Genomic DNA, 22,294 nt, shown 5'->3' with positions numbered 1-22,294 from the left:
ACCCCATGCACCCCAACGCCCAGACCCTGCAGCGCTTCTACACCGCGTTTGCGCAGCTTGACCACGCCACCATGGCCGCCTGCTATGCGCCCAACGCCACGTTCGACGACGAGGCCTTTTCCCTGAAGGGCCGCGACCAGATCGGCGGCATGTGGCGCATGCTATGCACCGCCACCAAAAAGCCCGGCGCGGCCGAGCACTGGAAGCTCGCGTTCAGCGGTATCGAAGCCGACGCGGCCGGCGGCAAGGCGCACTGGGAGGCGCACTACCTCTTCAGCGCCACGGGGCGCAAGGTGCACAACATCATCGACGGCACCTTCACCTTCACGCCCGACGGGCTGATCGCCACTCACCGCGACCGCTTCAACTTCTGGCGCTGGGCACGGCAGGCGCTGGGGGCGCCAGGGCTGCTGCTGGGCTGGTCGCCATCGCTCAAGCGCAAGGTGCGGAGTACGGCGGCGGGGAATTTGAAGAAGTTTTTGGCGCAGGGGTGAGGGGTGGTGTTGCGGTGACGCAGATCGCTCAATGCATTGGGAACTGCGGCTCTCGGCAAAGAGCAGTCTCTAGCAAATGTGCCCATGGTTCACTTGGCGGGAAGTCTGGTAGAACTGGTGCCTTGCGGCTTGTAATCGTAAGTCGCCCCCACGTCTAGTCATTGCAATGAAGCTCACAAAAATCAAAGGGCTCCAACGCTGCTGCAAGGCGGCGCTAGTGGTTGCAACGGTGTGCTTTCTGTCGCTTGGGGTTCAACCTCTTCTATTCCCCAACTCGTTGAGCAACGTGGCACTGGTAGGTGCCTTGCGAGCTTCTTCACGGCACTTTTCTTACTCGGTGCCATTGCTTCTGTTAAATGTCCCTCCTGCACAAAGCCTTTTATTGGCTCCACGGTCGAAGATGGTGTCCCGACTGCGTCGCTATTCACTAGAGAATGCAAGTATTGTGGTTTTCCGACTCAGTGCCTGCCATCTTCGGAGAAGTGATTGAGGCTTAGCAACGCGGCCAAAACGGAGGGGTTTCAGCGACCGGTTCGACCGCAGCCGAGCTCTGCCCTCGAAAGTCTGTGCGGAGGCAGTTGGTACAACCGTACCAGCGCTTGGCAACACGCCCGCTATCGGCCAGAAGCGGTCGGTCACCCCTAATGAAAGCAGACGTTCAATGGTTGACTTAACTCGCCTGGGCAAGCGATACGAAGCCACGCTCGCACAGGTCCGGGTTGACTCAAATCTCAGGTATTACCGCCCGGAGGTTGCGGAAGATAAGCATCAACTGGAAATTCGGTTTCCTCGCCATCCTCCTTCGCAAGGAGTAGTCTGCCCCCTTTGCTCTTGAAGTCACGCAATAGGCTGAACGCAAGCCGTGTGGCAAGGCAAAGCGCCTGTAGTGAGTCGTTTCCCGCGATGTCCGCCAACCTGCCGTAAAGGGGGGACACTGCGACAGGACAGCGCCATACTTCCGGATCAGTAGTCTCTCTGTACGGGGTACCTATGGTCACTGATATGGCGACGTGCTCACCTGCTTCGGTGACTCCTTTGATAGTTGTTGCAGCAATCTCGCTCATAGATACCTAACTCAATGTATTCCGCAAAGCCTGCGGGGAAAACTCGGTGGAAGTAGTCGAAAGCGGGCTCTCAACATTGCAATTGAGCGGGCGAAGCTGCTCGACTGTTGCAATGACACGTTTAGCCATCAGCGCGTGCCGTAGCTCGGACCCTTGCCACACTTTTCCAAGTGTCCTCATCGGGTTCAAGCTCCGGAAAAGCGGCCACCGCGGGATTGATTACCTCTATGGTTATTTCTGCCATGGCGCGTGCGAAATTGAGCTTCAGCCTTTCTTGATCCAGTGCCGGTAACCCTACGATCGCATCGATTAACGCAGCGTTCAACGCAGCCATGGCGTCAATACCCCCGTCCCGAACAATGCGCGCGCAATCGATGTTGGGTAGTGTCATGTTTCCTCGCTGGATGGTTGCCTAACGTCGGCCTTGCCCCGCCCCTCTGCTGCTGCAATTCACGGGGTTGCTTGATCATGTCCGTGACTGATCGAATACGTTACACACATTAAACCGCGCACCGAGTGGGACGTCTACATTGCCAGTAGATCAACAGATGACCGCTTGCACGGTCTCTGTCTAAGGACAGCTCTGGGCCCAAAGCACCCTATCACCGTGCTCGGTCAGCGACAGGCAACTACCCACCTTGAACCCCGCCCTCGCATCTGCAACATGGAGCAGTAGAAAAATCAAGCAAAATTGACATCTAGCGCTTATCCAATAATCGCCCGCAGCTATCAAATCAGTAGCCTCCCTCCCCAAACCCCGTAGCACCCTTGTACTTCTTGCCACTGCCACAATGGCACGGAGCATTGCGGCTGGACATGTGGCGATGCTGTGCACGGCGACAAAAAGGCCGACAGCCAAGCGCTGGGCCTGCCGGGTGTGCTGCGGGGCTGGTCGCCTTCGCTAAAACGCCAGCGGCATCCTCCCCGCTCAACCGCCCACCCCTCCTTTCGCACTGGCCGGAGCGACATCGCTTCCCATCCGATCAATCAGCACCGCGCTGGCCTCATTGAGCCCCAGCACCTGCACCGTGCAGCCATGGTGGCGCAAGCGCTCCACCACCTTGTCGAGCGCTGCGACGGCGGTGATGTCCCAGAAGTGGGCGTGCGTCACGTCGATGACCACCGCGCGGCCCTCGGCGCCCAGCACGTCGAACGCCTCGATGAACGCATCGGCCGAGACAAAAAACACCTGGCCGGACACGCGCCAAGTGCGCTGGCCCAAGGCCGTGGCACCAGCGCCATCTGCGTGATCGGCGCCATCCGCATCGTCGTGCACGCGCACCTCCAGCATGTGCGAGACCTTGAACGCAAAGAACACCCCGCTGAGCACCACGCCCACGGCCACGCCAGCCGCCAGGTTGTGGGTGGCGATGGTGACGGCCACGGTGGCCAGCATGGCGGCGCTGGACAGGCGCGGGTGGCGCACCAGGGCGCCGAGCGACTTCCAGTCGAACGTTTCGGCCGACACCATGACCATGATGGCCACCAGCGCAATCACCGGCACCTTGGATACCCAGTCTTTCAGCACCACCATGAGGATCAGCAAAAACACCCCGGCAAACAACGTGGACAGGCGCCCGCGCCCGCCGTACTTCACGTTGCCCACGGCCTGGCCGATCATTCCGCAGCCCGCAATGCCGCCGAACAGGCTGGCCGCGATGTTGGCCACGCCCAGCCCCGCGCATTCGCGGTTCTTGTCGCTGGGGGTGTCGGTCAGCTCATCGACCACGGCGGCGGTGAGCACTGATTCAAGCAGGCCCACCATGGCGATCGCCAGCGCGGGCAGCAGGATGATGCGCAGGGTGTCGAGCGACGCGGGCACCTGCGGCAGCGCAAACACAGGCAACGCATCGGGCAGTTTGCCCAGGTCACCCACCGTGGGCAGGTGCAGCCCCAGCGCCGATGCCAGCACCGTGAGCACCACCACGCAGATCAGCGGTGACGGAATGGCGGTGAGCGCAGGCCATGCCAGCCGCTGGCCCAGCCACGGCAGGCCGTAGATGAGCGCCAGCCCCAACGCCAGCGCCCCCCAGGTGGCAGTGCTGGCGCCGTGCAGGTGCGGCAGTTGCGCGGCAAAGATCAGGATGGCCAGTGCATTGACGAAGCCCGTGCGCACCGAGCTGGACACGAAGCGCATCAACACGCCCAGCTTCATCAGCCCAAACGCCACCTGCACCGCGCCTGCCAGCAGCCCCGCCGCCAGCAGGTAGCCCAGCCCGTGCGACTGCACCAGCGGCGCAGCCACCAGCGCCACCGAGCCTGCCGCCGCCGACACCATCGCAGGCCGCCCGCCGGTGAAGGCGATGACCAGGCTGATGACAAACGAGGCGAAGAGCCCCACTGAAGGGTCCACGCCCGCCACGAAGGAGAAGGCGATGACTTCGGGGATGAGCGCAAACGTGGCCACAGCCCCGGCCAGCAGCTCGCGCGGAATGCTGGGCGCCCATTCGGCGCGCAGACGGTTCAGGGTGGAAGGGTTCATGCGGTGTGCCCTGCAAAAAACAAAGCGCGCCCGAAGGCGCGCTGCGAGGAATTTCAGATCAAAACAGGCTCTAGCGCTTATCCATCAAGCGCCAATAGCTATCCAATCAATAGCAAATTGCCCAACAAAATCAAGCTCCGTGGCACTTCTTGTACTTCTTGCCGCTGCCGCAGTGGCACGGGTCATTGCGCCCCGGCTCGGGCGCCTTGCGCACCGTCTCCACGCGCGGGCCCATGCTCTTCCACAGCTGGCGCAGGTCGTACACGGCCCAGATGGCTTCGCCGAAGCCCTCGACGCGCGCCTGGCTGGTGCTGGGTGGGCCGTCTTCGTCGTACATGCAGACTTCGGGCTTGCCGGTGTCGTCTTCGGTCAGGGCAACGATGCGGTCCAGCGCGTCATCCAGCCACTTGGCGGCTTCCTTGTCGCGCGGGGCGGCCCAGTCCTCGGGCCAGTTTTCCACCGCAAACATGAAGCCCAGGGCCCACACCTGGCCGAAGGACGGGATCTCCTGGTCGTCGCCCATTTCGGCGCGCTGCTCGTCGGTCAGGCTGGCCACGGCGCCGCGCATGTCCATGGCTTCGGGCTGGAAGGTGCGGTCGTCGTCCAGCGTCTTCACGTCGGTGTCGAGCTGGGTCGCGATTTCGGCCCAGCGGCGGTTCCACAGCTCTAAAAAGCGCGCCTGCTGGGCGGCGTCAGCAAAGGCTGGCAACTGCGGCAGCGGGTCGCCTTCGGCAATATCCAGCTCGGCGCCGTCGCCCAGCAGCATGGGCAGGTACTCGGCCGGGGCGATGGGGCGGCGGCTGCAGATCAGCGCGGTCATGAAACCGTCGCAGAACTCCCACTGCGGGATTTCCTCGCCGCGCGAGCGCAGGTCGTCGAGGATGTTGTCGATCTCTTCCAGCTCTTCAGGGCCCAGTGCGGCGGCCGGGGCGCCCGCGGGGTCATCAAGATCGTCGGTGGAGGGCGTGGGCGATGTGGGTTCGGTCATGGGGGGCTCCGGTCGTCAAGCGAGAAAGCGGGGGCGGTAAAACATTGTTTTACTTTTATGATGCGCAGGCCTGTGCCGTGGCGCTGGTGTAGCGGCGGAGGTACGGCGACCCGGGGTGGTGCCGGGCCTCAAAAGCGCCTTGCGCAACATGGCAACCCGATAAAAAGGCGGTCAGTGTAGCCCCCTCTCGCACCGCCACCAGAACCAGGACCCCCATGCTCCACCAACTGAACTCCCTGTACCCGGTGCGCTACACGGCCTTTGCGCTGTGCGTTTTCGGGCTGCTGCTGTCGCTGTTTGCGCTGGTGGCTTTTCACGTGGGGTTGCCCGTGGTGCTGGTGTTTGCTGCCCTGGTAGCAGTGGGCGTGTACGACCTGCAGCAGTCGCGCCACGCCATTTTGCGCAACTACCCGGTCATCGGCCACATCCGCTTCATGCTCGAATACGTGCGGCCCGGGGTGCGCCAGTATTTCATCGAGAGCGACAGCGAGGCCGCGCCGTTCTCGCGCGCGCAGCGCTCGCTGGTGTACCAGCGCGCCAAGGGCGACCCGGACAACCGGCCGTTTGGCACGCACCTGGACGTGGGCGCGCAGGGTTATGAATGGGTGAACCACTCGCTCGCACCCACACAGCTGCCGTCGCACGACTTTCGGGTGTGGATCGGCGGCAGCCCCGATGCGCCGTCGCCATCGGTATCGCCCTGCACCCAGCCCTACCATGCGAGCGTGTTCAACATCTCGGCCATGAGCTTTGGTGCGCTGTCGGCCAATGCGATCCTTGCTTTGAACCAGGGTGCAAAAAAAGGCGGCTTCGCGCACGACACGGGCGAGGGCAGTATCAGCCAGCACCACCGCGTGCACGGCGGCGACCTGATTTGGGAAATCGGCTCGGGCTACTTTGGCTGCCGCAACCCCGATGGCACGTTCAGCGAAGAGCGTTTTGCGGCCAGCGCCACCGACCCGCAGGTCAAGATGATCGAGCTGAAGCTCAGCCAGGGCGCCAAGCCCGGCCATGGCGGCGTGCTGCCCGGCGCGAAGGTGACTGCCGAGATCGCCGCTGCGCGCGGTGTGAAAGAGGGCGAAGCCTGCATCTCGCCCGCCAGCCACAGTGCGTTTCGCACGCCGGTCGAGATGATGCATTTCATCGCCAAGCTGCGTACGCTGTCGGGCGGCAAGCCCACGGGCTTCAAGTTCTGCCTGGGCCACCCGTGGGAGTGGTTTGCCATCGTCAAGGCCATGCTGGTCACGGGCATCACGCCCGATTTCATCGTGGTCGATGGCGCCGAGGGCGGCACGGGCGCGGCGCCCGTCGAATTCACCGACCACGTGGGCGCCCCGCTGCAAGAAGGCCTGCTGCTGGTGCACAACACGCTGGTGGGGGTGAACCTGCGCGACCGCGTGCGCATTGGCTGCGCGGGCAAGGTGATCAGCGCCTTCGACATCGCTCGCATGATGGCGCTGGGCGCCGACTGGTGCAACGCGGGGCGCGGCTTCATGATGGCGCTGGGCTGCATCCAGGCGCAAAACTGCCACACCGGCCACTGCCCCACGGGCGTGACCACCCAAGACCCGCTGCGCCAGCAGGCCCTGGTGGTGCCCGACAAGGCCACGCGCGTGGCGCAGTTTCACCGCAGCACGCTGCACGCGCTGCAGGAACTGGTGCAGGCCGCCGGGCTGCGCCACCCCAAGGACATCACGGCCCACCACATCGTGCGCCGCATCAGCGACACCGAGGTGCGCCTGCTGTCCAACCTGATCACGCGCATGCAACCGGGCGCGCTGCTCGGCCCGCTCGACGCGCAGCACAACGTGTTCCGCCTGTACTGGCCCTTGGCCAGCGCGCACAGCTTTCAGGCCAGCGAGCCTGCACTGGAACCCTCCATCCCCCACCATGTCGAGCTGGTGCACGCAGCAGCCGTCGGCACCGCTGCTGCGGTGGCAGGGGATGCCGCCGTATGAACTTGACGATGGACGCATCCGCCCCCACCCACACCACCGCCCCGGACTACGCCGCCTTTTTGCAGCAGCAACTGGCCACCCAGCCCCACAACGTGATGGCCCATGTGCTGGGCCACGAACAGATCTGGATCAAGCGCGCCGGCGCGCCCCACGGCACGGGCCGCTACCGCGCCATGGCCGTGCTGGCCGCCCTGCTGCGGCTGGACGCCCTGCGCCCCGTGCCCAACCCCGGCGGCCCTGCGGCCATTGCCACCGAAGTGCAGCGCCTGCGTGACCTGGCCGCGCGCGGCATCCGCGTGCCCGTGGTGCTGGCCGCCTTGCCCCATGGTTTTGCCATGCGCCACCTGGGCCACACGGGGGAAGAGATTCATTCGCTGGGCAACGAGATCGACCATGCCGTGCAGGCGGGTGACACGGCCACCGTTCTGGCGCTGTGGCAGCAGGGGCTGGACACGCTGGCCCTGGTGCACCGCCAAGGCACGTGCCTGAGCCAGGCCTTTGCTCGCAACATGGTGCGCTGCCCCGATGGCGAAGTGGCCTGCATCGACTTTGAGGACGACCCCGCCGCCGTGTTGCCCCTGGCGGTGTGCCATGTGCGCGATGCGCTGTGTTACGCGCACTCCACCGCGATCTACCTGCACACCAGCGGCACGCTGACCGAGGGGCGCGAGCGCTGGGCGGCGTGGGTGGCGCAGGAGAGCGCGGAGATGCAGACGGTGCTGGCGACCAGTGTCCGGCGGATGGGGTGGATGGGGCTTCTGCCGGCAAGCCGCAGGCTGGGGCGGGATTTGCAGCGGGTGCGGGCGGCGTACGAGTTGCTAAGCAGATGAAACGCGGCCGTTCTAGTCAAGCTGTGGTTGTCCGCTGACAGCGGCAAGCGCGCTGATCGCCTATCGTTCAGGTGGAGCTTCCTCCAGCCCTCCCTTCTTTCCATGCCACTGCCCGCAGCTGCCAGCCCAGCCGCTCCTGAGCCCACGCCCTTGCCCACCACCTCCGACAAGCCCCGCCGCAGCCGACCGCCCACCCTGTCGCGGGCTGCCTGGAAGCAGTTCATGGGCGTGGCCCGGCCCTACTGGGCAGGCGACAAGAAGCGCACCGCCTGGGGCCTGATGGCACTGCTGATCGCCCTGATGGTGTGCGAGACCCAGCTGGCCGTCATGCTGATCGACAAGACGGGGGAGATGACATCGGCCCTGGCGGCCAAGCAGGCCGACCGCTTCTGGATCGCGGTGCGCACCAGCCTTGTTGTACTGGCATTCGCGGTGCCGGTATACGCCTTTTATTACTACATGCGCGATGCGTTTTCCAACCACTGGCGGCGCTGGCTCACCCACCGATTCCTGGATGGCTATCTGAGCGAACGCAAGTACTACGAGATCGGCGCGGGCGGCGACATCGACAACCCCGACCAGCGCATCAGCGAAGACATCAACACCTTCACCAGCCGGTCCACGCACTTCCTGCTGATTTTCATCGGCTCGCTGATGCAGCTGGTGGCGTTCAGCGCGGTGTTGTGGTCCATCTCCAAGACGCTGGTGGCTTTTTTGGCGGTGTATGCCCTGCTGGGTACCTTCGGGGCGCTGTACCTTTTTGGCGCGCCGCTGATACGGCTGAACTTCTGGCAGATCCGCCGCGAGGCAGACTTCCGGTTCGGGCTGATGCGGCTGCGCGAGAACGCCGAATCCATCGCCTTCTACCGGGGCGAACCCCAGGAGCGCGTGCAGATCGACCACCGGTTCGAGGCTGCTTTTACCAACTTCGCCCGGCTCATCAAAAAGCAGCTCTCGCTCAACCTGTACCAGCGCTCTTTCAGCCAGCTCACCTTGATCCTGCCCAGCATCCTCCTGGCCAATGCGGTGCTGTCGGGCGAGCTGGAGGTGGGCCGGGCCATCCAGGCGGCAGGCGCTTTTGCCGCCGTGCTGGGCGCCATCTCGCTGATCGTGGACAACTTCGAGAGCCTGAGCCGGTTTGTGGCGGGCATCGACCGGCTCCATACCCTGTCGCAGGTCGTGCTCAAAACCCCTGCCGCGCCCACCCCCTGGGCCGAGCCCGCCCCAGCAGGCCAACCTGCGGACGATGCGACGCCCGCGATCAACGCCCACGACCCCTCCGAGCCCCCACCGCAAATCACCACCCGCATCGGCGACACGCTGGCCATCGAAGGGCTCTCGCTTTACACCCCCCACTTCGGCCGCCTGCTCGTGGCCGACCTCTCGCTGCAGTTGCAGCCCGGCGACGCGCTGCTCATCACCGGCCCGAGCGGCTGCGGCAAGAGTTCGCTCTTGCGTGCCATTGCCGGCCTGTGGCACACGGGCAGCGGTACCGTGCAGCACCCGCCCCTGGAAGACATGTTCTTCCTGCCCCAGCGCCCCTACATGCAGATTGATACGCTGCGCAGCCAGATCATCTACCCGAGCAAGCAGACGGCGCTGAGCGACGAACGCCTGCTGGAGCTGCTGCAGGAGGTGCACCTCGAATCACTGTCCGAGCGTGTGGGTGGGCTCAACGCGTCCTACGACTGGGAGAAACTGCTGTCCGTGGGCGAGCAACAGCGCCTGGCCTTTGCCCGCGTGCTGGCGCGCCAGCCCAGCATCGTCATCCTGGATGAAGCCACCAGCGCGCTGGACAGCGCCAACGAAACCGCCCTCTACGAACGCCTGCGCGCCAGCGGCACCACCCTCATCAGCATCGCCCACCGCCCCGCCGTGCTCAAACACCACACGCACGTGCTGGAGTTCAAGGGCGAAGGGGCTTGGGCGCTGTACGCGGCAGCGGACTTCAGATTTGATAGCTGAGCGCGGCGGCTCAAGCGACGGCGGGGCAGCTTCGCCCGATGAGAGCAGGTCGGGTTACGCTTCGCCAACCCGACCTACATGACTTCCGCAATGACCGACTTTGAGATCTACACACCCACAGCAGACGAAGTTCACTCCGGCGTCTTAGGCCGTCGGATGCGGCAATTCAACTACGGGTTCGTCGGTGAGTACGGCCAGTCCCAGCCGGTGTGGGTGAGCGCGCGCGACACCCAGGGCGAATTGGTGGGCGGGCTGCGCGGATTCGTGTTTTTGGAATGGCTGAACGTGGAACTGCTGTTTGTGGACGAAGCCGCCCGGCACCATGGAGTGGGCCGCAACCTGCTGGCCACGGCAGAACAGAAAGCCCGCAACCTGGGCGCGCACAGCGTGACGCTGAACACCTTTGAGTGGCAGGCGCGCGAGTTCTATCTTAAACAGGGCTATGAGGAGTTTGGGCACATCGACAACTACATCCAGGGATTTCAGCTGGTGTATTTGAAGAAGGTTTTGATGTCCTGATGTCCAGGGCTTGGATTGCCAACGTGGCAGGTCCGACTGCGCCAACCCATCCCACCAAACTTACGATCAACTTCCCAGCAGCATTTCGTACCTTGGCGTGTCTGACAACGGATCTGCAGACAGCACCAGCCCCTCAAAAAAATGGTGATCCTGGTCAGCCAGCAGGTGCGCGGCCTCCTGGTGCAAAAGGAACAGCACCTCTGCATAGGTTGGGTTGTGGTCCCTGCGAATCTGAACCGTAGCGCTCAATTCGGTCCAAACGCCACCGTTATCCCGAACCCAGTACGCATAGGTCACGTCCAACGTCCTGCCCGGAAACTGCCTCTGGAGCTCCTGCTCATCCAGGCTGTGTCCAATGCTCCTGCTGTACTCACGCAGGGCTGAGAGCAAAGTCTCCACATCCTGGCAAGACGGCTCAGAAAAAGACCAGGGGAGCTCACGAAGGATTGACGACGGAAGACTTTGAGCCAAAGACGGCCTCGCAAAAAATGAGACAGCGCCAGCGGTATGCCAGAGGAAGTGCCGCCTTGAACTCATGGGCGGTGATACGCGATCATCGGAGGGTAACAGTCCCCACGATCTTGTCGAAGACTTGGCAGGCCTATCAAACCGCAAGTGCTGCTACCCCCGCCTCCAGCACCAGCGCAGTCGCCACATCCGCCCCGAAATTCATCAAGCGCTTGCGCATACAGATCACCGCCTTGTCCTTGCTCAGCAGAATCGCCCGGTGTGCCGCCGCCAGGTCGATGAACTTCTGGTCGTCCGCGTCCTTGCAGACATAGGGCACCTTGGGCGCGATCTCCACCAGCCGCGCCTGCGCATCAAATGCAGCGAGTACCTGCGCTGCATCCACGCGGTAGTAGTCCATGCGCCCAACGATGTGCGGATAGGCCAGCACGCGCTCCAGTTCGTCGCGCATGACCTGGGTGGCTATCCAGGCCAGACGCCCTTGGGCCAGCAGTGCGCGCAGGGGGGCGGTGCGCGGGTCGCTGAAGATCAGCAGGTCGAGCGCGACGTTGGTGTCCACCACGACGGGGCGAGCGGGCTCGCCCGCCCGGGCCTCGGCGGGCAGGCGCAGTTCAACCTGCATTGCGCGGGTCGTTGTCAGGGGCGGGTTTTGCAGCACGGTCGCGCACCGCGCCCTTGATCATGTCAAAGCGGAAGAGGCGGCATTCGATGGGGCCGTTCCACATCGGCACGCGGCGCGATTCTTTCAGGCGCATCTTGCCGGGCAGCTTGAGGTCGGGTGTGAGCATCCAGGCCTGCCAACCAGCGTAGTTCTTCTTCCAGTGTGAGGCCAGCTGGCTGAAGAATTCGCCGCCATCCTCGGTCTGCGCCTCTTCGCGGCCCACGGCCATGCCCTGGGCACGGTCGGCAGCGCGCTCGCTGGCGTTGCGGCCTGCGCTACCTGCGGCAGCAATGCGCTCGCCGTAGGGCGGGTTCAGCAGCATCACGCCAGGCTGGTCGCACGGTGGCATGCGCTGCAGGGCGTCGCCGCCGCGCAGCTGCACGGCATCGGCCACGCCTGCGCGCTCAGCATTGCGCTGCGCAAAATCGACCATGCGGAAAGCCACATCACTGCCAAACAGGGGCACAGCGCTTGTCTGTATTGCGCTTTCAGCTTCGTTTTTAATAGCATCCCAGACATGGGCCTGGAACGGCAGCAGCTTCTCGAACGCAAAGCGCCGCAGCATGCCCGCCGGGATGCGGCAGGCGATCTGCGCGGCTTCGATCACGATGGTGCCGCTGCCGCAGCAGGGGTCGTACAGCGGCTGGGGGTTGTCGCCGTGCGGGTCCCAGCCGCTGGCAGCAATCATGGCGGCGGCCAGGGTTTCTTTCAGTGGCGCATCGCCCTTGTCCTCGCGCCAGCCGCGTTTGAACAGCGGCTCGCCCGAGGTGTCGATGTAGATCGTGGCCTCGTCGGTGGTCAGGTGCAGGTGGATGCGCACATCGGGCCACTGGGTGTTCACGTCGGGCCGCACACCGCTTTTGGCGCGGAAGCGGTCGGCCACCGCGTCCTTGACCTTGAGACCTGCGAAGTTGAGGCTCTGCAACGGGCTGTGCTGGGCCGTCACCTCGACCTTGAAGGTCTGGCGCGTGGTGAACCAGATTTCCCAGGCCACGTCGCTGGCCATGGCATAGAGATCGTTCTCGGAGCGGTACGGGCGGTGCGCCAACTGCACCAGTACGCGCTGGGCCAGTCGGCTGTGCAGGTTGAGCAGCAGCGCCTCGCGCCACGAGGCGCGCAGCAGCACGCCGCCGCGGCCGACCAGCAGGTCTTGCCCCGTGAGGCCGGTGATGCCATGCACCTCATCGGCCAGAAAGCCCTCCACACCAGCGGCGCAGGGGAGAAAAAGTTGGAGTTGGTTCATGTCGATGGGGAGGATACGCGCTCAGACAATGCGTGGGAATCCTGCGTTCCCGCGCGGGCCAGCAGCAATTGGCGGATGGATTCGGGGATCGGCGCCACCTTGCGGTCGGCCTTGCCGATGAAGACGATGCCGATCTTGCCGCGCGCCACCTCGCGGCCTGAGGTCTTCTCGGTCATGCAAAAGACCAGGTCAAACCCATAGCGGTTGAAGTCCGCCGGGGCCATCTCCACGCGCATGGTCTCGCCATGGAAACCTTCGGACTTGTACTGCGCCACGATGTCGCCGACCACGATGGACAGCCCGCCCACGTCGGCCTCGGGGTAGCCCAGCGACTGGAAGAAGCGCACCCGCGCTTCAGAGACCAGGCTCAGCAGTTGCGCGTTGTCCAGGTGCCCGCCCTGGTTCACGTGGCTGATGTAGATCTGCAGCTCGGTGGCAAAGCCGAAGTGCGGGGGGAGGTCGAAGACGATGCGGGCCATGGTGGGGTGGCGGATAGAAAAACGAAAAATTCAAACAGGGCGAGCCATGCGCCCCCAACCGGGGTACCTACAGCGCCTTGCGCAGGTTGGCCGGCGCGATCTTGAGCGCCTCGCGGTACTTGGCCACGGTGCGGCGTGCGCACTCGATGCCCTGCTCCTTGAGCATCTCGGCGATCTGGCTGTCGGACAGCGGCTTGGCGGGGCTTTCTGCGGCCACAAACTGCTTGATGAGGGCGCGCACGGCGGTGCTGGACGCGTTGCCGCCGGTCTCGGTACCCAGGCCCGAGCCAAAGAAGTACTTCAGCTCATACGTGCCAATTGGCGTGGCCATGTATTTGGCGGTGGTCACGCGGCTGATGGTGGATTCGTGCAGGCCCAGTTCGTCGGCGATGTCGCGCAGCACCAGCGGGCGCATGGCCAACTCGCCGTGGGTGAAGAAGCTTTTTTGCCGCTCCACGATGGCGCGCGAGACGCGCAGGATGGTGTCAAAGCGCTGCTGGATGTTCTTGATGAACCAGCGCGCCTCCTGCAGGCGCTGCTGCATGCCCTGGTGGCCCTCGCCGCCCTTGTGGCCGCGCAGGGCGCCAGCATAGATGTCGTGCACGCGCAAGCGCGGCATCACATCGGGGTTGAGGCTGACGATGAAGTTGTGCTGGCCGTCGCGGCCGTTAGCGCGCCCGGCTTTGCGCACGATGACGTCGGGAATGATGATGTTGCGCTCCACGTCGGCAAAGCGACGGCCGGGGCGAGGCTCCAGGCGAGCGATCAGCGCCATGGCGGCGCGGGTGCGCTCTTCGCCGTCGCCACACAGCTGCGTCAGGCGGCGGATGTCGCGGCGGGCCAGCATCTCCAGCGGCTGCTGACAAATGCGCAGCGCGGTCTGCACCGTGTCGGGGTCAGCATCGCTGTCCTCGTCGGCAGCCAGCGCCGTGAGCTGCAGCGTCAGGCATTCGGCCAGGTTGCGCGCACCCACGCCGGTGGGCTCCAGGCTTTGCAGCAGGCGCTGGGCCACGGTGAAGCGGTGCACCAGCTCTTCAATCTGCTCCAGGTCGTCCGGCCCGGCCAGGCTGATGGCCAGCTCTTCCAGCGGCTCTTCGAGGTAGCCGTCGTCGTTGAGCGATTCAATGAGAAAACGCAGCGCTGCGCGGTCAATCTCTGACAAGCGCAGCGCCAGTGCCTGACGGTGCAAAAAGGCGGTCAGCGATTCATGCGAACGGGCCAGCTCGGTGGCGTCGGCCTCGTCGCCTTCGGAGTCGTTGCGGTTGCGGGCGGGCGCATCCCCGCCCCACTCCGCGTCGTTGGGCGCCATTTCTACCGTGCCGTCACCGCTCCAGTCAGGCTCGTCAGCGCCAGCACTCGGTGTTTCAGCATCATTTTGGCCTTCAGCGCTTGTGCTGCTTGCGCTATTAGCTCCTGAAAATATAGCATCATCGGCGCTGTACTCATCGGGCTGCGCGGGCGTGTCGGCGGCTTCGAGCCCAAACTCCTCGCGCGGAGCTTCGTCGGCATTGCGTTCGAGGAACGGGTTTTCGTCGAGCATCTGCTCGACTTCCTGCGAGAGTTCGAGCGTGGACAACTGCAGCAGCCGGATGGACTGCTGAAGCTGGGGGGTCAATGCAAGATGCTGCGAGACGCGCAGCGAGAGTCCAGGCTTCATCACATCCTGAAGTGTTCGCCAAGGTAAACACGTCGTACCTCGGCGTTGTCCACGATCTCGGACGGCGTGCCCTGCGCGAGCACGCGGCCATCGCTGATGATGAAGGCGTGGTCGCAGATGCCCAGGGTTTCGCGCACATTGTGGTCGGTGATGAGCACGCCGATGCCCCGCGCCTTCAGGAAGCCGATGATGCGCTGGATCTCGATCACGGCAATGGGGTCGATGCCGGCAAAGGGCTCGTCCAGCAGGATGAAACGCGGTTGAGTGGCCAGGGCCCGGGCAATCTCGACGCGGCGGCGCTCGCCACCGGACAGGGCCATGGCGGGCGAGGCGCGCAGGTGGTCCACGCGCAGCTCCTGCAGCAGGGCCGTCAGGCGCTCCTCGATGGCGTCGCGCGAGAGCGGCTGGCCGTCATCACCACGCTGCAGTTCCAGCACGGCGCGCACGTTCTCTTCGACCGTGAGTTTGCGAAAGATCGAGGCTTCCTGAGGCAGGTACGACAGGCCCAGGCGCGAGCGCCGGTGGATGGGCATGTGGGCCACCGATTGGCCGTCGATGCGGATGTCTCCCTCGTCGCTGCGCACCAGGCCCACGATCATGTAGAACGAGGTGGTCTTGCCCGCGCCGTTGGGGCCGAGCAGCCCCACGACCTCACCTTTTTGTACGACCAGCGAAACGTCCTTGACGACCTTGCGGCTGCCATAAGATTTGGCCAGGTGCTGCACCTCCAGGCGGCTGCCCGCCTGGGAATCAGGCCCCAGGCGGCTACCCGCCTGAGTGTCAGGACCGGTACTCACAGCGGGCCCACTCACTTGGCGCCGCCGCCAAGGCTGTTGCTGGGGCGCAGCGCCGGGGCTGAGGCCGGGGACGCCGCCTCGGGGGCCGCCGCAGCGGGCGGTGGATCTTTGGGGGCCAGCACGGCGCGCACGCGGCTGCCCGGTGCGGGGGCATCGCCCGCAGCGTTGGTGGCGGTGCGCTTGCCGTCCACGGAGAACACGTCGGTCAGGTTGTTGTAGACAATCACGGCGCCGGTGATCTCGTCGCTGAGCACAGCGCCCCGGTAGCGGCGCAGCTCGGCACGGGTGATGAAGCGCACGTTGTCGGCCTTGCCGTCGTACTCGATGACTTCGCTCTCGCCTTCGATGAACTCGTCGGGTGCTCCCGGCAGGGTGTCGCGCTTTTGCCGGAAGAAGGCGCGCTTGCCGGGCTCTGCCGTGACCACGCCGTACTGGTAGCCATCGGCATCCTGGCGCACATCCAGCCGCGCGCCACGCAGCACGATGGAGCCCTTGGTCATGACCACGCGGCCAGAGAACACGCTGGTTTGCTTGAGTTCATCGTGGCGCAAAGCGTCCGCCTCGATGTTCATGGGCTTGGCGCGGTCGGCCTTTTCGGCATGGGCCACACCGAAGGTGCAGGCCAGGGCCGCGAGCAGGAGGATCGGAAGGAGGCGATGGTTCATAGGGCACGAATCTTGCAATCATTGTAGCCACCCCGTCGCGTTCCTCCATGAAAAAAGCCCGCATGTGCGGGCTTTTGCCAATGGGAACCGGCGGCCGGGCGAAAACCGTCAGCCTTTGCGGGCCACTGCCGCCAGATGTTCCACCACCTGCAGCACGTTTTGCATGCTGCCCGCCATGGTGCCATCGGTGTAGAACTTGCCCGCCACACCCATCGAGGGCACGCCCTCCACACCGTAGGCGTCCTGCAGTTGCGAAGCACGGCGAACCTGGTTGGACACGCTGAACGAGGTGTAGATTTCCTTGAACTTGGCGGCGTCCACACCCTGTTGGGCCACCCAGGCAAAAATTTCGTCGTCCTTGGCCAGCTTCTGCTTTTCCACATGGATGGCGCGGAACACCTTGGCGTGCAGGGCTTCGAGCTTGCCCATGCCTTCCAGGGCGTAGTACAACTTCTGCTGGGGCACAAAGCTCGCGTTGAAGGCCACGGGCATACGACGGACGGAGAGGTCCTTGGGGGCGGCCTTGACCCAGGCGTCGAGCGCGGGTTCAAAGGCGTTGCAGTGGGGGCAGCTGTACCAGAAGAACTCGATCACATCGACCTTGCCCGCAGGCGCGTCGGGCACTACCGGCTTGTCCAGCCGCCGGAAGTCCTTGCCCTCCTTGAACTGGCGGGCCTGAGCCAGCGCGGGGGTGGCCACTGGCAACGTCAGGGCGGAAGCGGCAACCGCCGAGGCGGCGGACAAAGAAAACTCACGGCGTTTCATGACAAAGACTCTCCTGTTACAGGTCTGGGGGATGTGAGCCATGCCCCCGCAAAAAGTTCAGCCACCCGAAGTCTGGCGCGTCAGCGCTGCACGCGCACCAACGCCGACTCCAGCCCGGCACCATCGAGCTTCTCCTTGAGCTGCTCGGCGTCGTCGCGTTTGGTGAACGGGCCCACACGCACCCGGAACACCGCCCGGCCATTTTGCTCACGCTCGCTCACGCGGGCCTCCCAGCCCAACATGGCCAGCTTGGCGCGCTGCGCATCGGCGTCCGCCTGGGTGCGGAAAGCCCCGGCCTGGACAAAGTAGTCGAACGGGTCCAGATTGCCCTTGGCAGCAGCCTTTGCCACGGCCAGATCACCCAGCGGGTCGGCGCCCGGCTTGGTTTCAGCCTTGGCCTCGGGCTTGCTGGCAGCGGGCTTGGGTGCGGGCGCCGATGCCACAGCCCGCGCATCCGGCGCGGCCGGGGTGGGCGCCGAGGCAGCCACAGCGGGCGGGGCTGCCGGGCGAGCCGGGTTCTTGCCATACAAAGGCGAATTGGGATCCCAGTTCTTGTTCTTCTGGGTCTCGGCGGCGTCCATGTCCACGCCCCGGCCATTGCCCTTGTTGAGGAAGGGCACCGGCACCTTGGTCACGTACACCGCCACAGCCAAGGCAGCGCCCAGGCCCACGATGACCCCAACGATAAAGCCGACGATGGTCCCGCCCGTCTGTTGTTTCTTCATAGTGACTGCTTACATTCTGGCTGGAGCCGACACGCCCAGCACGGCCAAGCCATTGTGCAATACCTGCGCGGTGGCGGCGACCAGCGCCAAGCGAGCCTTCTTCACGGCCTCGTCGTCCACCAGGATGCGCTCGGCGTCGTAGTAGCTGTGGTAGCTGGCGGCAAGGTCGCGCAGGTAGAAGGTCACATCGTGCGGGGCTTCGCCGTCGGCCGCAGCCGTGAGCATTTCGGGGTACTTGGCCAGCTGCAGCATCAGCGCCTGGGCCTGTGGGCCTTCGAGAGCCGACAGATCAACGTCGTGCAGCGAAGCCACGTCGCCACCGCCAGCCTCTTGCCAAGCGCGCAGCACCGACTGGATGCGGGCATGCGCGTACTGCACGTAGTACACGGGGTTGTCGTTGTTCTGGGCCACGGCCAGGTCCACGTCGAAGGTGTACTCGGTATCGGGCTTGCGGGAGAGCAAGAAGAAACGCACGGCGTCCTTGCTGGTCCATTCGATCAGGTCGCGCAGCGTGACATAGCTGCCTGCGCGCTTGCTGATCTTGACCTCTTCACCGCCCTTGACCACACGCACCATCGTGTGCAGCACATAGTCGGGGTAGCCCTGCGGAATGCCCACGTCGGCCGCTTGCAAGCCCGCGCGCACGCGGGCAATGGTGCCGTGGTGATCCGTGCCCTGGATGTTGACGACCTTCGTGAAGCCACGCTCCCACTTGGCGATGTGGTACGCCACATCGGGCACGAAGTAGGTGAAGGAGCCGTCCTGCTTGCGCATGACGCGGTCCTTGTCGTCGCCGTAGTCCGTGCTTTTCAGCCACAGCGCCCCATCTTGCTCGTAGGTCTTGCCATTGGCGACGAGCTTGTTCACCGTGGCCTCGACGCGGCCGCTGGTGTACAGGCTGGACTCCAGGTAGTACTCGTCAAAGTGCAGGTTGAACGCCTGTAGGTCCTTGTCCTGCTCGTTGCGCAGGTAGGCCACGGCGAACTGGCGGATGTTGTCGTAGTCCTCTACGTCGCCGTTGGCCGTGAACTCGCGGTCGTCGGCCTTCACCGTAGCCTTGGCCTTGAAGGCCTCGGCAATGTCGGCGATGTAATCGCCGTTGTAGAAGTTCTTGGCCAGCGGGTTGTCGCTGTCGGTGGGCCAGCAGTCGTCGCCGGGCTTGAAGCCCTTGGCGCGCAGCTGCGTGCTCTTGGTCAGCGTATCGATCTGCACGCCCGCGTCGTTGTAATAGAACTCGCGGTGCACCTTCCAGCCCTGGGTGCTGAACAGGTTGCAGATCGCATCGCCTAGAGCAGCTTGGCGGCCGTGGCCCACGTGCAGGGGGCCGGTGGGGTTGGCCGAGACAAACTCGACCAGCACGCGCTGGCCGTTGTCGGGTTGATAGCCGAAACGCTCGCCAGCGGCCAGCACCTCGCGCACGACTTCCTGCTTGGCGGCTGGCTTCAAGCGGATGTTCAGAAAGCCCGGTCCGGCGATTTCAATGGCATCCACCCAGCGGGTGAAGGCGGGCGTGGCCTCCAGTGCGGCCTTGAGCTGTTCACCCAAGGCGCGGGGATTGAGCTTGAGCGGCTTGGCCAGTTGCATGGCGGCGGTGCAGGCGAAGTCGCCATGGGCCGCCACCTTGGGGGATTCAAACGCCGCCTTGGCGCCAGCGCCAGGGGACAGGACTTCCAGCTCGGCTGCAAGCGCAGCGAGCAATTCATTTTTGGCTGTGAGCATCGGCGGATTTTACGGGGCCGGGCCGGGGCGCTCACCGAGCATGCCGCCAGCACCGCCAAAGCAGCCCTGCGCAGCCAGTACGCAACAGATCGTAAAGAATCATGGCCTGGCCTGCGGCGTGTCAGCCCCGTCTCCAGGGCATACGTTGTAATCGGGCAATCCGACGCAGGTTGCGTCAGATGCCACATCTCTACTGGAGCCCCTATGAACAAGCTTCTCTCCCTGACAGCCCTGAGCCTGGTCCTTTCGTTCGGCGCAGCCCACGCTGCCGACGCCCCGGCCGCCGGAGCCAAGGCCGCCGCCCCGGCCACGGCAGCAACCCCCGCCACGCCGGCAGCGCCTGCGGCATCGGCCGCCGCGCCCACCAAGCAGCAGACCCGCATGGCCACCTGCAATGCGGAAGCGGCGGACAAGAAGGGCGACGAGCGCAAGGCTTTCATGAAGACCTGCCTGAGCAACAAGCCAGAAACCCAGCAAAACAAGATGAAGGCCTGCAACGCCGACGAAAAAGCCAAGACGCTCAAGGGCGACGAGCGCAAGGCCTTCATGAGCGAATGCCTGAAGAACAAATAAGCCCTGCCAAAACAAAGAAAGCCGCTGCCCGTGAGGGTCAGCGGCTTTTTTCTGGGCGGAACGTCTTTCTTGCGACGCCTACCAGCCCCGCGCCCAGAACACCGCGATCACCGCCACCACGGGCAACACGTGGGACTGGATCATCACGAGGCGGCGTACCTTGGCCACCTCCTGCGCCGCTGGCAGTGCCCCCGTGCTGCGCAGGGCATGGCGCCAGCGGCGAAACACCAGCGAAGGCCAGAAGGACAGGAGAATCATGACCAGAATGATGGTGATTTTGATGTGAAACAGCGGCTGCGAGAGATACCACGAAGCCCCCTTGATGCCCCAGAGAACACGCGCCACGCCGCTGGCGATCATCAGCGCCCCCGCCACACCGTAGATCACATCCAGCCGCGCCAGACGCTCGACCACAGCGGCGTTCATCCACTCCATGCGGCACAGCGCCGCCTGGCTCGATAAAAAGACCACAAAGGTCAGGATGGCCACCAGGTGCAGGGCGGCGAGGACGGCTTCGAGGGTCATGGGGGTTTCCTTTGCAAAACCCAGGACCTCAGTGCGCGCTGCTTTTCTGAAACCCGGGTGGCCGCCATTTTGCTTGAGGAATTTCGCGACCGCCGCGCAACGCGGCATGCCGGTATGTGTGCCACCGCATTGCGTCCCCCCCAAAAAAAGCGGCGCAGACCCGAGAGCCTGCGCCGCTTTGACCGAACACCGGAGCGGACGCGATCAGGCCACCGTGCGGGCCATCGCGCCTGCGGGCACATCCGCAGGCACCACCGGAGCCATGGCAGTGGCCGGGGCGGGCAGGGGATGACCGTTCAGCGCGGCATCCAGGCGCTCATGGTCCAGCGCGTTTTCCCAACGGGATACCACCACGGTGGCCACGGCGTTACCAATAAAGTTGGTCAGCGAGCGGCATTCGCTCATGAAGCGGTCCACACCCAGAATCAGCGCCATGCCGGCCACCGGCACTTCAGGCACCACGGCCAGGGTGGCGGCCAGGGTGATGAAGCCTGCACCGGTCACGCCTGCTGCGCCTTTGGAGCTGAGCATCGCCACCAGCAGCAACGCCACCTGGTGACCCAGCGTCAGTTCGGTGTTCGTGGCCTGGGCGATGAACAGCGCGGCCAGCGTCATGTAGATGTTGGTGCCGTCCAGGTTGAAGGAATAGCCCGTGGGCACCACCAGCCCCACCACCGACTTGCTGCAACCGGCCTTTTCCATCTTTTCCATCAGCGAGGGCAAGGCGGATTCAGACGACGAGGTACCCAGCACCAGCATCAACTCGGCCTTCAGGTAGCGGCACAGCTTGAACACCGAAAAGCCGCACAGCCGGGCCACAAAGCCCAGGATGACCACCACGAACAGCAGCGAGGTGATGTAGAACGAGCCCACCAGCCAGGCCAGATTGACCAGCGAACCCAGGCCAAACTTGCCGATGGTGAACGCCATGGCGCCGAACGCACCGATGGGCGCGGCCTTCATCACAATGCCCACCACCTTGAACACAGGCGTGGTCAGCGCTTCCAGAAAGTGCTGCACCGGACGGCCCGCCTCACCCACCAGTGCCAGGCCCACGCCAAACAGCACGGCCACGAGCAGCACCTGCAGGATGTTGTCGCCCACAAAAGGGCTGACCAGCGTCTTGGGGATGATGTCCATCGCAAACCCGGTCAGGCTCATCTCATGCGACTTGGCCACGTAGCTCTTCACGGCCGTCTGGTCCAGATCGGCGACGTTGATGTTCATGCCCGCGCCGGGCTGCACCACGTTGGCCACCACCAGACCCACCACCAGGGCCAGCGTGGAGAAGAACAAAAAGTACGCCATGGCCTTGCCAAACACGCGGCCCACGCTGCTCAGCTGCGACATGCCCGCAATGCCGGTCACGATGGTCAGGAAGATCACCGGCGCGATGATCATCTTGACCAGCTTGATGAAGGCATCACCCAGCGGCTTGAGCGCCTCGCCATAGGCGGGTTCAAAATGCCCGAGCAAGACACCCAGGACGATGGCGAGCACCACCTGGAAATACAGCTGCCGGTAAAAAGGCAGCCGCACGGGGTGGGCTGTGGGGGCGGAAATGGCGTGCATGGAGGTCTCCTGAAATCACGAAAGACTGCACCACCGGGGTGCGTCGAGGGTGCCGTTTGTACCGCCGCACGCTGTTTGAGCCGATAACCTATTGGTATTAGTCAGGGGCACCGCCATAGGGCGCCGCTTGCCCCAATATAGGGAA

22 protein-coding genes are annotated in these 22,294 nt (G+C 64.4%); 6 read left to right on the top strand and 16 right to left on the bottom strand.

Going from position 1 to position 22,294, the window contains the following annotated elements:
* Window positions 1-5: 5 nt before the first annotated feature.
* Window positions 6-494, top strand: coding sequence for a nuclear transport factor 2 family protein (locus tag C8C93_RS22145; protein ID WP_121508318.1), 489 nt, complete (start codon window positions 6-8; stop codon window positions 492-494).
* 1,185 nt (window positions 495-1,679) lie between these two features.
* On the opposite strand, the gene C8C93_RS22140 is transcribed toward C8C93_RS22145, so the two are convergent.
* From C8C93_RS22140 to C8C93_RS22125, 4 genes are all read right to left on the bottom strand, one after another.
* Window positions 1,680-1,949 (bottom strand): hypothetical protein, encoded by a 270-nt coding sequence (locus C8C93_RS22140; RefSeq protein WP_099730604.1) that lies wholly within the window; start codon window positions 1,947-1,949, stop codon window positions 1,680-1,682.
* A 343-nt stretch (window positions 1,950-2,292) separates the two neighbouring features.
* Window positions 2,293-2,376: an SEC-C metal-binding domain-containing protein gene (locus C8C93_RS25690; protein WP_121508317.1), complete on the bottom strand. Its 84-nt coding sequence runs from the start codon at window positions 2,374-2,376 to the stop codon at window positions 2,293-2,295.
* A gap of 110 nt (window positions 2,377-2,486) precedes the next feature.
* Window positions 2,487-4,040 carry a SulP family inorganic anion transporter gene (locus tag C8C93_RS22130; RefSeq protein ID WP_121508316.1) on the bottom strand — a complete coding sequence of 518 codons (1,554 nt, stop codon included), beginning with the start codon at window positions 4,038-4,040 and terminating at the stop codon, window positions 2,487-2,489.
* Window positions 4,041-4,170: 130 nt separating this feature from the next.
* On the bottom strand, window positions 4,171-5,028 hold the full coding sequence (locus tag C8C93_RS22125; RefSeq protein ID WP_121508315.1) for a YecA family protein: 858 nt from the start codon (window positions 5,026-5,028) through the stop codon (window positions 4,171-4,173).
* A gap of 215 nt (window positions 5,029-5,243) precedes the next feature.
* On the opposite strand from C8C93_RS22125, the gene C8C93_RS22120 reads away from it, so the two are divergent.
* From C8C93_RS22120 to C8C93_RS22105, 4 genes are all read left to right on the top strand, one after another.
* Window positions 5,244-6,986 carry an FMN-binding glutamate synthase family protein gene (locus C8C93_RS22120; RefSeq protein ID WP_121508314.1) on the top strand — a complete coding sequence of 581 codons (1,743 nt, stop codon included), beginning with the start codon at window positions 5,244-5,246 and terminating at the stop codon, window positions 6,984-6,986.
* A gap of 8 nt (window positions 6,987-6,994) precedes the next feature.
* On the top strand, window positions 6,995-7,816 hold the full coding sequence (locus C8C93_RS22115; protein WP_199727062.1) for a hypothetical protein: 822 nt from the start codon (window positions 6,995-6,997) through the stop codon (window positions 7,814-7,816).
* Between the two features lie 102 nt (window positions 7,817-7,918).
* Window positions 7,919-9,781: an ABC transporter ATP-binding protein/permease gene (locus tag C8C93_RS22110; protein WP_121508312.1), complete on the top strand. Its 1,863-nt coding sequence runs from the start codon at window positions 7,919-7,921 to the stop codon at window positions 9,779-9,781.
* 90 nt (window positions 9,782-9,871) lie between these two features.
* Complete coding sequence (locus tag C8C93_RS22105; RefSeq protein ID WP_121508311.1) at window positions 9,872-10,300, top strand: N-acetyltransferase; 429 nt, start codon at window positions 9,872-9,874, stop codon at window positions 10,298-10,300.
* Between the two features lie 66 nt (window positions 10,301-10,366).
* Here the strand turns inward: C8C93_RS22105 and C8C93_RS22100 are convergent, their stop codons facing one another.
* The 10 genes from C8C93_RS22100 to argS all read right to left on the bottom strand — a co-directional run bounded on the left by C8C93_RS22100 (window position 10,367) and on the right by argS (window position 19,479).
* Window positions 10,367-10,597: a hypothetical protein gene (locus C8C93_RS22100; protein WP_147433794.1), complete on the bottom strand. Its 231-nt coding sequence runs from the start codon at window positions 10,595-10,597 to the stop codon at window positions 10,367-10,369.
* 307 nt (window positions 10,598-10,904) lie between these two features.
* Window positions 10,905-11,390, bottom strand: coding sequence for a putative toxin-antitoxin system toxin component, PIN family (locus C8C93_RS22095; RefSeq protein WP_121508309.1), 486 nt, complete (start codon window positions 11,388-11,390; stop codon window positions 10,905-10,907).
* The gene (locus C8C93_RS22090; protein WP_055402486.1) at window positions 11,380-12,672 is read right to left on the bottom strand and encodes a class I SAM-dependent RNA methyltransferase; all 1,293 of its coding nucleotides are present in this window, start codon (window positions 12,670-12,672) and stop codon (window positions 11,380-11,382) included. The genes C8C93_RS22095 and C8C93_RS22090 overlap by 11 nt, the downstream gene beginning before the upstream one ends.
* The gene (locus C8C93_RS22085; RefSeq protein ID WP_121508308.1) at window positions 12,669-13,151 is read right to left on the bottom strand and encodes a thioesterase family protein; all 483 of its coding nucleotides are present in this window, start codon (window positions 13,149-13,151) and stop codon (window positions 12,669-12,671) included. Before C8C93_RS22085 ends, C8C93_RS22090 begins: the two co-directional genes overlap by 4 nt.
* 67 nt (window positions 13,152-13,218) lie before the next feature.
* The gene (locus C8C93_RS22080) at window positions 13,219-14,808 is read right to left on the bottom strand and encodes an RNA polymerase factor sigma-54 (RefSeq protein WP_121508307.1); all 1,590 of its coding nucleotides are present in this window, start codon (window positions 14,806-14,808) and stop codon (window positions 13,219-13,221) included.
* On the bottom strand, window positions 14,808-15,605 hold the full coding sequence (lptB, locus tag C8C93_RS22075) for an LPS export ABC transporter ATP-binding protein (protein WP_055402495.1): 798 nt from the start codon (window positions 15,603-15,605) through the stop codon (window positions 14,808-14,810). The genes C8C93_RS22080 and lptB overlap by 1 nt, the downstream gene beginning before the upstream one ends.
* 11 nt (window positions 15,606-15,616) lie before the next feature.
* The gene (gene lptA, locus C8C93_RS22070) at window positions 15,617-16,270 is read right to left on the bottom strand and encodes a lipopolysaccharide transport periplasmic protein LptA (protein ID WP_055402492.1); all 654 of its coding nucleotides are present in this window, start codon (window positions 16,268-16,270) and stop codon (window positions 15,617-15,619) included.
* Window positions 16,271-16,378: 108 nt separating this feature from the next.
* The gene (locus C8C93_RS22065; RefSeq protein WP_121508306.1) at window positions 16,379-17,035 is read right to left on the bottom strand and encodes a thiol:disulfide interchange protein DsbA/DsbL; all 657 of its coding nucleotides are present in this window, start codon (window positions 17,033-17,035) and stop codon (window positions 16,379-16,381) included.
* An 80-nt stretch (window positions 17,036-17,115) separates the two neighbouring features.
* Window positions 17,116-17,760 carry an SPOR domain-containing protein gene (locus C8C93_RS22060; protein ID WP_055397987.1) on the bottom strand — a complete coding sequence of 215 codons (645 nt, stop codon included), beginning with the start codon at window positions 17,758-17,760 and terminating at the stop codon, window positions 17,116-17,118.
* A 9-nt stretch (window positions 17,761-17,769) separates the two neighbouring features.
* Entirely contained in the window at window positions 17,770-19,479 is a 1,710-nt protein-coding gene (gene argS / locus C8C93_RS22055) for an arginine--tRNA ligase (protein ID WP_121508305.1), read from the bottom strand.
* A gap of 204 nt (window positions 19,480-19,683) precedes the next feature.
* On the opposite strand from argS, the gene C8C93_RS22050 reads away from it, so the two are divergent.
* The gene (locus C8C93_RS22050; protein ID WP_055397983.1) at window positions 19,684-20,052 is read left to right on the top strand and encodes a PsiF family protein; all 369 of its coding nucleotides are present in this window, start codon (window positions 19,684-19,686) and stop codon (window positions 20,050-20,052) included.
* 78 nt (window positions 20,053-20,130) lie between these two features.
* On the opposite strand, the gene C8C93_RS22045 is transcribed toward C8C93_RS22050, so the two are convergent.
* Window positions 20,131-20,577, bottom strand: coding sequence for a DUF2214 family protein (locus tag C8C93_RS22045; RefSeq protein ID WP_055397981.1), 447 nt, complete (start codon window positions 20,575-20,577; stop codon window positions 20,131-20,133).
* Between the two features lie 204 nt (window positions 20,578-20,781).
* Window positions 20,782-22,149: a dicarboxylate/amino acid:cation symporter gene (locus tag C8C93_RS22040; RefSeq protein ID WP_121421454.1), complete on the bottom strand. Its 1,368-nt coding sequence runs from the start codon at window positions 22,147-22,149 to the stop codon at window positions 20,782-20,784.
* Between the last annotated feature and the right edge of the window lie 145 nt (window positions 22,150-22,294).

The organism is Acidovorax sp. 93, from assembly GCF_003633835.1.
GTDB lineage: Bacteria > Pseudomonadota > Gammaproteobacteria > Burkholderiales > Burkholderiaceae_C > Acidovorax > Acidovorax facilis.
The sequence above is the reverse complement of the archived record's forward strand: the minus strand, read 5'-3'. Positions and strand labels throughout refer to the sequence as shown.

Excerpts from the sequence above, each read along its gene's own strand:
- C8C93_RS22145 (WP_121508318.1), top strand. The coding sequence starts at position 6 with ATGCACCCCAACGCCCAGACCCTGCAGCGCTTCTACACCGCGTTTGCG.
- C8C93_RS22140 (WP_099730604.1), bottom strand. The coding sequence starts at position 1,949 with ATGACACTACCCAACATCGATTGCGCGCGCATTGTTCGGGACGGGGGT.
- C8C93_RS25690 (WP_121508317.1), bottom strand. The coding sequence starts at position 2,376 with ATGTCCAGCCGCAATGCTCCGTGCCATTGTGGCAGTGGCAAGAAGTAC.
- C8C93_RS22130 (WP_121508316.1), bottom strand. The coding sequence starts at position 4,040 with ATGAACCCTTCCACCCTGAACCGTCTGCGCGCCGAATGGGCGCCCAGC.
- C8C93_RS22125 (WP_121508315.1), bottom strand. The coding sequence starts at position 5,028 with ATGACCGAACCCACATCGCCCACGCCCTCCACCGACGATCTTGATGAC.
- C8C93_RS22120 (WP_121508314.1), top strand. The coding sequence starts at position 5,244 with ATGCTCCACCAACTGAACTCCCTGTACCCGGTGCGCTACACGGCCTTT.
- C8C93_RS22115 (WP_199727062.1), top strand. The coding sequence starts at position 6,995 with ATGGACGCATCCGCCCCCACCCACACCACCGCCCCGGACTACGCCGCC.
- C8C93_RS22110 (WP_121508312.1), top strand. The coding sequence starts at position 7,919 with ATGCCACTGCCCGCAGCTGCCAGCCCAGCCGCTCCTGAGCCCACGCCC.
- C8C93_RS22105 (WP_121508311.1), top strand. The coding sequence starts at position 9,872 with ATGACCGACTTTGAGATCTACACACCCACAGCAGACGAAGTTCACTCC.
- C8C93_RS22095 (WP_121508309.1), bottom strand. The coding sequence starts at position 11,390 with ATGCAGGTTGAACTGCGCCTGCCCGCCGAGGCCCGGGCGGGCGAGCCC.
- C8C93_RS22090 (WP_055402486.1), bottom strand. The coding sequence starts at position 12,672 with ATGAACCAACTCCAACTTTTTCTCCCCTGCGCCGCTGGTGTGGAGGGC.
- C8C93_RS22085 (WP_121508308.1), bottom strand. The coding sequence starts at position 13,151 with ATGGCCCGCATCGTCTTCGACCTCCCCCCGCACTTCGGCTTTGCCACC.
- C8C93_RS22080 (WP_121508307.1), bottom strand. The coding sequence starts at position 14,808 with ATGAAGCCTGGACTCTCGCTGCGCGTCTCGCAGCATCTTGCATTGACC.
- lptA (WP_055402492.1), bottom strand. The coding sequence starts at position 16,270 with ATGAACCATCGCCTCCTTCCGATCCTCCTGCTCGCGGCCCTGGCCTGC.
- C8C93_RS22065 (WP_121508306.1), bottom strand. The coding sequence starts at position 17,035 with ATGAAACGCCGTGAGTTTTCTTTGTCCGCCGCCTCGGCGGTTGCCGCT.
- C8C93_RS22060 (WP_055397987.1), bottom strand. The coding sequence starts at position 17,760 with ATGAAGAAACAACAGACGGGCGGGACCATCGTCGGCTTTATCGTTGGG.
- argS (WP_121508305.1), bottom strand. The coding sequence starts at position 19,479 with ATGCTCACAGCCAAAAATGAATTGCTCGCTGCGCTTGCAGCCGAGCTG.
- C8C93_RS22050 (WP_055397983.1), top strand. The coding sequence starts at position 19,684 with ATGAACAAGCTTCTCTCCCTGACAGCCCTGAGCCTGGTCCTTTCGTTC.
- C8C93_RS22045 (WP_055397981.1), bottom strand. The coding sequence starts at position 20,577 with ATGACCCTCGAAGCCGTCCTCGCCGCCCTGCACCTGGTGGCCATCCTG.
- C8C93_RS22040 (WP_121421454.1), bottom strand. The coding sequence starts at position 22,149 with ATGCACGCCATTTCCGCCCCCACAGCCCACCCCGTGCGGCTGCCTTTT.